6 protein-coding genes and 1 pseudogene are annotated in these 7,337 nt (G+C 73.1%); 4 read left to right on the forward strand and 3 right to left on the reverse strand.

All coding sequences use genetic code 11. The features are described from left to right. From DKL51_RS10150 to DKL51_RS10160, 3 genes are all read left to right on the forward strand, one after another. Positions 1–769: dihydrolipoamide acetyltransferase family protein (locus tag DKL51_RS10150; protein ID WP_260428457.1), on the forward strand; the 769-nt coding region annotated here is incomplete at its 5' end. 111 nt (positions 770–880) lie between these two features. After that, positions 881–2,560 carry a right-handed parallel beta-helix repeat-containing protein gene (locus tag DKL51_RS10155; RefSeq protein WP_109943549.1) on the forward strand — a complete coding sequence of 560 codons (1,680 nt, stop codon included), beginning with the start codon at positions 881–883 and terminating at the stop codon, positions 2,558–2,560. Between the two features lie 220 nt (positions 2,561–2,780). After that, positions 2,781–4,061, forward strand: coding sequence for a L,D-transpeptidase (locus DKL51_RS10160; RefSeq protein ID WP_109943550.1), 1,281 nt, complete (start codon positions 2,781–2,783; stop codon positions 4,059–4,061). Positions 4,062–4,134: 73 nt separating this feature from the next. Here the strand turns inward: DKL51_RS10160 and DKL51_RS10165 are convergent, their stop codons facing one another. The 3 genes from DKL51_RS10165 to DKL51_RS10175 all read right to left on the reverse strand — a co-directional run bounded on the left by DKL51_RS10165 (position 4,135) and on the right by DKL51_RS10175 (position 7,018). After that, on the reverse strand, positions 4,135–5,022 hold the full coding sequence (locus DKL51_RS10165) for an SMP-30/gluconolactonase/LRE family protein (RefSeq protein ID WP_124811999.1): 888 nt from the start codon (positions 5,020–5,022) through the stop codon (positions 4,135–4,137). 71 nt (positions 5,023–5,093) lie between these two features. Then, positions 5,094–6,110, reverse strand: a complete 1,017-nt coding sequence (locus DKL51_RS10170; protein WP_109943552.1) for an ABC-2 membrane transporter-related protein — start codon at positions 6,108–6,110, stop codon at positions 5,094–5,096. After that, positions 6,107–7,018 carry an ABC transporter ATP-binding protein gene (locus DKL51_RS10175; RefSeq protein WP_109943553.1) on the reverse strand — a complete coding sequence of 304 codons (912 nt, stop codon included), beginning with the start codon at positions 7,016–7,018 and terminating at the stop codon, positions 6,107–6,109. Before DKL51_RS10175 ends, DKL51_RS10170 begins: the two co-directional genes overlap by 4 nt. A gap of 117 nt (positions 7,019–7,135) precedes the next feature. Here DKL51_RS10175 and DKL51_RS10180 point away from each other — a divergent pair. After that, positions 7,136–7,337, forward strand: a pseudogene (locus tag DKL51_RS10180) (hypothetical protein); the annotation flags it as partial.

Consider the following 7,337-nt stretch of genomic DNA (forward strand, 5'->3'; position numbering starts at 1 on the left):
CTCCGGCACGGCCGCCCGGCTCGCGGCCGTCCCGGAGGCCCCGGCCGCGCACGTCGGGCTCGCGCCCACCGGCGCGGAGGACGTGGTCATCCCGCTCACCGGCATCCGCAAGACGATCGCCGACAAGCTCTCCCGCAGCCGGCGGGAGATCCCCGAGGTGACCATCTGGGTCGACGTGGACGCCACGGCCCTGCTGGAGACCCGGGCGGCGATCAACGCGGCCAGCCCGGACGCGCCGGTGAGCATCCTGGCCCTGCTCGCCCGGATCTGCCTCAGCGGGCTGCGCCGGTTCCCGCAGCTCAACGCGCACGTCGACACCGAGGGGCAGCGGATCGTCCAGTCCGCCGGGGTGCACCTGGGCATCGCCGCGCAGACCGACCGCGGGCTGCTGGTCCCGGTGCTGCGGGACGCCCAGCGGCTGACCACCCGGGAACTGGCCGCCGAACTGGCCGCCACCACCGCCGCCGCGCGGGCCGGCACCCTGCCGCCCGCCCGGCTCACCGGGGGCACCTTCACCCTGAACAACTACGGGGTGTTCGGTGTGGACGGCTCCACCCCGATCATCAACCACCCCGAGGCGGCGCTGCTCGGGGTCGGCCGGATCGTGGACAAGCCCTGGGTGGTGGACGGGCAGCTCGCGGTCCGCAAGGTGACCCAGCTCAGCCTTACCTTCGACCACCGCGTCTGCGACGGTGGCGTGGCGGGCGGCTTCCTGCGGCACGTCGCGGACTGCGTCGAGCAGCCCGCGCTGCTGGTGGCGAACGTCTGACCGCCGGACCCGGCCCCGGCCCCGTCCACGCCCGGGGCCGGGGCCGTACCACCCCGTTTCTCCCCCGACGGACCGGGAATGCCAGCCCGGTCATCGAGGGGGGGACTGGAGATGGCGTACCCGGACATGCCCGCCGCCGGTGGTGTGCGGCCGCATCCGGTCGCCGGTGCTCCGCTGATGTGCAACGCACGCGAGCACGGCCTGACCGGTGACGGGACGACCAACGATCAGCCCGCGTTCGCCGCGCTCGTGGACCTGCTCGGTGACGCGTTCGCCGCCGACGGCCGGGCCCGGGTGATCTACTGCCCGCCCGGCGTCTACTCGATGCGGGACGCCGGCACGGTCTGGCGGACCGGGGTGTCCCTGGTGGGCGCCGGTCCCGGCGCCACCCGGTTCGTGCTCAGCAATTCCGGCAACCGGGCCGATCCGACGCCGCTGGCCTTCTACACGGAAAAACTGCACGGCGCCGACCGGGAGCGGCACCTGGCGTACTGCACCTTCGCCGACTTCGAGATCGACGGCTCCGGGGTGGCCTCCGCCGAGTACAACCCGCTCGCCAAGGGACTGGGCCTGCAGTACGTGGTCCGGGGCATCTTCCGCAACCTCTACATCCACCACACCGCCGCCACCGGGCTGGGCTGCGACTTCCTCCAGGACACGCTGATCGACGGGGTGCTGGTGGCCGGCTGCGGGCGGCTGGACAACGGCACCGAGATGGGCGGCGCGGGGATCGGCATCGGCATCGGCGGGTGGGGCAGCGTCGAGCGGCTCAACATCACCAACTGCTCGGCGGTCGGCAACGCCACCAACGGCATCTTCCTGGAGCTGCAGAAGCCCGGCGCGCTGCGACCGCGCGGCATCCGGATCATCGGCTGCCACGCCCAGGGCAACCGCTTCGGCATCTCGGACTGGGGTGCCAACGGACTGATCGTCTCCGCCTGCACGATGACCGGGAACCTGGACGCCGGCTTCCACGTCTCGGCGAAGGGCACCACCGGCACGGCGGGCCGCGGCGGCATCCTCACCGACTGCGTGATCGACGGCAACCTGCGCGACGGGGTCAGCATCGGCAACACCCCGGGCCCGTACACCATCCGGGGCAACCGGATCAGCGGCAACGGCCGGTACGGGTACCACCAGCGCAGCCTGGGCGGCGAGGCGCAGGAGTGCGCCCGGGAGATCGTCATCGAGAGCAACGACTTCTACGGCAACAGCCTCGACGCGATCCGGATCGACCGGCCGATCGCCGACGCGATGCTGATCAACAACCGGATCCGCGGCAACGGGCGGCAGTGCGGCCCGGAGATCTCCGGGGGCGGTGCCTCGGTGCGGTACAGCGAGCGGAAGGTGGTCGACCGCCGGGCGGCCTGGCAGCACGACGAGCACCGGGGCAAGACGGTCCGGGTCGGGCAGCGGATCGCGGTGGTGGCGGCGAACGACTCCACCGAGCTGAACCTCGCGCAGATCCGCCCGGACGCCTTCTCCGGCTGGAGTGCGGACATCCCGCCTCCGGGCACGTCGTACCACCTGCCGGCCGCACCCGGCACGCGGGCGGGCATCACCGTCAACGCGGCGATGGACTCGGCGAGCATCCGGGGCAACCGGGTCTGGGACAGTCAGGACCCGCGTACCCAGACGCACGGACTGTGGATCACCGAGCGGGGCAGCTGCGTGGACTGCCGGGTCGAGGACAACGACCTCGCCGGCAACTCGGTCGCCCCCACCCGGCTGGACACCCCGCCGATCGGCGGGCGGTGGGAACGCAATCACGGCGATGACGACTGGCCCTGAGGCCGGCGAGAAATCGGTCATCCGAGTCGGCTCGGGGCGGCCGGGCGCAATAGCGTGGCAGCGGTGACGCACGCCCCGTCCGGCGTCGCAATTCGCATTTCCGTACGCGCCCGTCTAAACCGTTCTCGCCGCACTCCAGCAATTCCGCCGAAAATGCCACGGCTCCCTCTGCGCCGTACAGAATGTGAGTCATAGGGGGAGTGGAAATGGGGGGCGAAATATGCATGTGAGGCGGCGATTTGCGCTATTCGCGGTAACCATCGCAGCCACACCGTTGGTCCTCGTCGGCTGTACCGCCGACAAGAACCCGGCCGCCAAGGCGGGCCACGGCAAGCACGCCGCGGCCAACCCGACGGTGGCCGTGACGCCGGTGGACCGGACGAAGGACGTGCCGATCAGCGCCGAGGTGGGCGCCAAGGTCGGCGGTGGCAAGATCACGGCCGTGCGGCTGACCGACGACAAGGGCGAGCAGGTCCCGGCCGAACCGCGGGAGGACGGGTCGAGCTGGGTGCCGACCCGCCCGTTGAAGAACTCGCGGACGTATACCGCCGAGGTGACCGCCGCCGGCAATTCCGGACGGACCACCACGCAGAAGACGACGTTCACCACGGCGGCGAAATCGACCAAACCGGCCATCACCAGCGTTCTCTACTTCCGCGGTGATCAGACATACGGGACAGCGATGCCGGTCACCGTCGCTTTCGACCCGCCGATTCCGAAAGCGGCCAGGGCGGACGTGCAGCGCAGATTGTTTGTGAAGACCGATCCGCCGCAGCCGGGCGCCTGGTCGTGGATCGAGGACGGCAGCCAGGTCTACTACCGGGCCCCTGACTTCTGGAAGCCCGGCACGAAGATCAGTGTGCGGACCGGGCTCGAGGGGCTGCCGATCGGCAAGAACGCCGTCGGCGACGTCGACCACACCGCCACCGGGAAGGTCGGCCGGCAGGTCTCGCTCGACATCGACAACGCGACCAAGCAGATGTCGGTCTACCGGGACGGCAAGCTGCTCCGCAGGATCCCGGTCAGCCTCGGCAAGCCGAGCACGCCGAGTTCCAGCGGCAAGATGGTGATCATGGAGAAGTTCGACCGGACCACCTTCGACACCCGGGGTGACCCGAACGGCGGCTACGTGGTCGACGTCGACGACGCCCAGCGCCTGACCTGGGGCGGCGAGTTCATCCACTCGGCCCCGTGGTCCGAGGGGGAGCAGGGCAACACCAACGTCTCCCACGGCTGCGCGAACGTCTCGGCCACCGCCGCTAACTGGCTGATGGGCATCACCCAGGTCGGCGACCTGGTCACCGTGAAGGGCACCGAGGTGCAGTTGCAGCCGGGCAACGGCTGGACGGCGTGGAACGTGACCTGGGACGAGTTCGTCAAGGGCAGCGCGCTACCGGTCCCGGCGGGGTTGCAGCCCACGCCCAGCGCCACGCCCCACCCGGGCGCCGTGGCCGGCGGCGGCTCGTCGCCCGCCCCCGCTCCGTCGGCGAGCGGCGGCTGACGGACCGGGGAGGAACGACCATCGGGCCTGGCCCGCCACCGGAGAACGGGTGGCGGGCCGGCCCGCGCCGGCTTCAGGTGAGGCTCACCCGGGCCACGCCGGTGGCGGTGAGGCTGCCCAGCCAGAGCTGGTCGCCGTGCTGGCGCACCCCGGTGATCATCCAGTAGCCGCCGTCCGGGCCGTGCAGCGTCCGCAGTACCCGCCCCTCGCCGTCGACGAGCGCCACGAGCCCGTACCGGCGGGGTTGCGGCTGCACCGCGCCGGGCAGCAGGGCCACCAGCTGCCGCACCCGGGGGTGCGGCAGCAGCCGTTCCATGATCGGCAGCCGGGGGCTGGGCAGCGCGATCCAGTACGTCCCGTCGCCCACCGCCGCCACGTTGTCCGGGTACGCGGGCAGGTCGGCCAGCACGGTCGCCCGCCCCTCCGGCAGGTCGATCCGGAGCAGCCGGTGGGTGGCGGTCTCCACCAGCATCAGCGCCGACTCGTCCGGGGTCAGCGCGACCCCGTTGGGGAAGTAGAGCCCGCTCGCCACCACCTCGGTACGGCCCGTCCGCCGGTCGTACGCCAGCACCCGCCCGTTGGGCCGGTGCTCCAGCAGGTCCCGCTTCCAGTGCGACAGCGGGAACCGGTCCGAGGAGTCGGTGAAGTAGACGGTGCCGTCCCGGGCGACGGCGGCGTTGTCGGCCAGGTGCACGGGCGCGTCGGCGCCGGTCAGCTCGTGCACCACCCCGTCGGGCGTGACCCGGAGCAACCCCCGGTACGCGTCGCAGACCAGCAGGGACGCGCCGTCGACCGGGTCCAGCTCGATGCCGAGCGGCCGACCGCCGGTCTCGGCGAGCAGCCGGGGGCGGGTGCCCGGCGGCGCGTCCACCGGCCAGCACCAGAGCCGGCCGTCCTCGGCACCGCTGATCGACCCGGACGGCCGGATCAGCCGGGGCGGACGCTGACGAGGTACGACCATCGGGCCATTCTTGCCCGCCGATGCCCTGCCGGACAGCACCCGGCGGCGTGTCGCCGAGGGCTGTCCGGCGGTCAGCTGACCCGGCGCCGGACGTGCCACCGGCCGTACCCGGCCAGCAGCGCGGCGAGTGCCAGGTAGATCGCCGACTCGAGCCACTGGAAGGCCCAGTAGCGCCGGTCCGGCTGATAGGACAGGACCACGTGCAGGTCCAGCCGGGCGAGGCACACTGCCGTGTCGCCGAACGTGCCGGTGGCCCCGGTGCGGGGCGGGTCCCGGAAACAGTGGTCGAACCGGTCCTGGGCGAGCGGTCGGCCGTCGGCGGTGCGCAACTCGCTGGTCCCGCTGACCCAGGCGCCGGGCACCGTCAGGCCCTTGACCACCGGCCCGCCGGTGATGCTGCCCAGGCCGCGCGCCTCGTTGATCGCGTCGGCCGTCATCGGGCGGGAGACCGTCACCGGCGGCATCAGGTGCGGCCGGACCACGTTCGGCACGACGAACTGCACGACGGTGAAGACCAGGACGGTCAGCGCCATCGCCGGCAGCGTCCGGCGGACCAGCAGCCCGACCACCGTGCCGAGGGTGAACGCGAGCACGGCGTACGCGACCGGCGCGACGTTCCGGGCGCCGAACACGATGGTGCTGAACCGGTCCCCGGCGAGCCGGTCGACCGGGCTGGCGGCCCAGGTGAGGAGGAGGCTGGCCATGCCGGAGACGGCTATCGTGGCCACTCCGACGACCAGCAGCTTCACGGTGAACCAGCGGGTGCGGGTGACGCTCTGGTTCCACACCAGCCGGTGCGTGCCCGTCTCCAGCTCCCGGGCCACCAGCGGTGCGCCCCAGAACATGCCCAGGAGGGCGGGCACCAGGGCGAGCAGCCCGGCCAGATACAGCAGGGTGTTCTGGTAGTCGCCGAGGTACTGGGCGAGGGCCCGGGCGCAGTCCCCGCCGGCCCCGCAACGCGACCGGTAGGCGTCGTCGCCGCCCCGGATCGCCAGGCCCAGGTGCACCAGGTACGCCGCGAGCAGGGCCAGTCCGGCCAGGCCGGCGAGGGCCTGGACCCGGAACTGCCGCCAGGTCAGCCAGGTCATCGGGCCGCCTCCGGGCTCGGGGCCGGCACGGTCGGGTCGCCGGCCGCCCGGCCCAGGTACGCCAGGACCAGTTCCTCCAGCCCCACCGGCTCCACCGTCCACGCCGGCGGCGGCGTCCCGGCCGCGGTCCGGACAATCGCCCGCTCGTACGCCCCGGCCGGCTCCCGCCGGACCAGCTCCAGCCCGGCGGGGAGCCGGTCGAGTTCGCCGCGCGGGGCGACCAGCCGGTGATGGTGTGCCAGCAGGTCGGCGACGTCGCCGGCGAGCTGGACCCGGCCGGCGGCGAGTACCACCAGGTGGTCACAGACCCGGGCCACGTCGCCGAGCAGGTGCGAGGAGAGCAGCGCGCTGGCGCCCAGCTCGCCGACGTACTCCATCAGGTGGTGCAGGAACCCGTCCCGGGCGAGGGGGTCCAGCGCGGCGGCCGGCTCGTCGAGGATCAGCAGTTCGGGGCGCTTCGCGGCGGCCACCGTCAGGGCGAGCTGGGCGCGCTGCCCGCCGGAGAGCCGACCCGCCTTCTGCCTCGGGTGCAGCCCGACCTGGGCGATTCGCCGCTCGGCCAGCGCCGCGTCCCAGGACGGGTTCAGCCGCGCACCCATCCGCAGGTGGTCGCCCACGGTCAGGGCCGCGTACACCGGGGTGTCCTGGGCGACGTACCCGACCCGGGCCAGGTGGGCCGCGTCGGCCGCCGGGCGGGCGCCGAGCACCCGCAGGGTGCCCGCGGTGGGGGCGATCAGTCCGCACGCCAGCTGGAGCAGCGTGGACTTGCCGGCCCCGTTCGGCCCGACCAGGCCGATCACCCGGCCGCTGGGGATCTGCAGGTCGCAGTGGGAGAGTGCGACCCGCCTGCCGTACCGCTTGGTGAGGCCCTCGGCGTGCAGCACCGGTGGAGAGTTCTGGTCAGTCATGCCCCGAGCCTCACCGGCCCCGCGACTCCCGCCATCGGTCCGCGGCACGGTTCCCGGCGCCGGCGATCGTACTTTTGACCGGTTCGGCCCGCCTCCGGATTCCCTAGCCTGGGCGGCATGGATCATTCGGACCGGTGGACGGTGGCGGTCCAGGTCGGGCTCGGGCTCGGGTTCGCCACGGCGATCGCCGTCCAGGCGGCCGCGCTCGCGGGGAGCTGGGGCGGCAGGTACTGGTGGTTCGACTGCGCGGTCGGCGTGACGGTCGCGCTGCTCGCCCTGGTCCGGCGACGGCATCGGGGGTGGACGGCGGTCGCGGGCC

The organism is Micromonospora globispora (assembly GCF_003857015.1).
Classification (GTDB): Bacteria; Actinomycetota; Actinomycetes; order Mycobacteriales; family Micromonosporaceae; genus Micromonospora; species Micromonospora globispora.

What these genes read in the sequence shown, in the direction of transcription:
- DKL51_RS10155 (WP_109943549.1), top strand. Translation starts at nt 881, where the DNA reads ATGGCGTACCCGGACATGCCCGCCGCCGGTGGTGTGCGGCCGCATCCG.
- DKL51_RS10160 (WP_109943550.1), top strand. Translation starts at nt 2,781, where the DNA reads ATGCATGTGAGGCGGCGATTTGCGCTATTCGCGGTAACCATCGCAGCC.
- DKL51_RS10165 (WP_124811999.1), bottom strand. Translation starts at nt 5,022, where the DNA reads ATGGTCGTACCTCGTCAGCGTCCGCCCCGGCTGATCCGGCCGTCCGGG.
- DKL51_RS10170 (WP_109943552.1), bottom strand. Translation starts at nt 6,110, where the DNA reads ATGACCTGGCTGACCTGGCGGCAGTTCCGGGTCCAGGCCCTCGCCGGC.
- DKL51_RS10175 (WP_109943553.1), bottom strand. Translation starts at nt 7,018, where the DNA reads ATGACTGACCAGAACTCTCCACCGGTGCTGCACGCCGAGGGCCTCACC.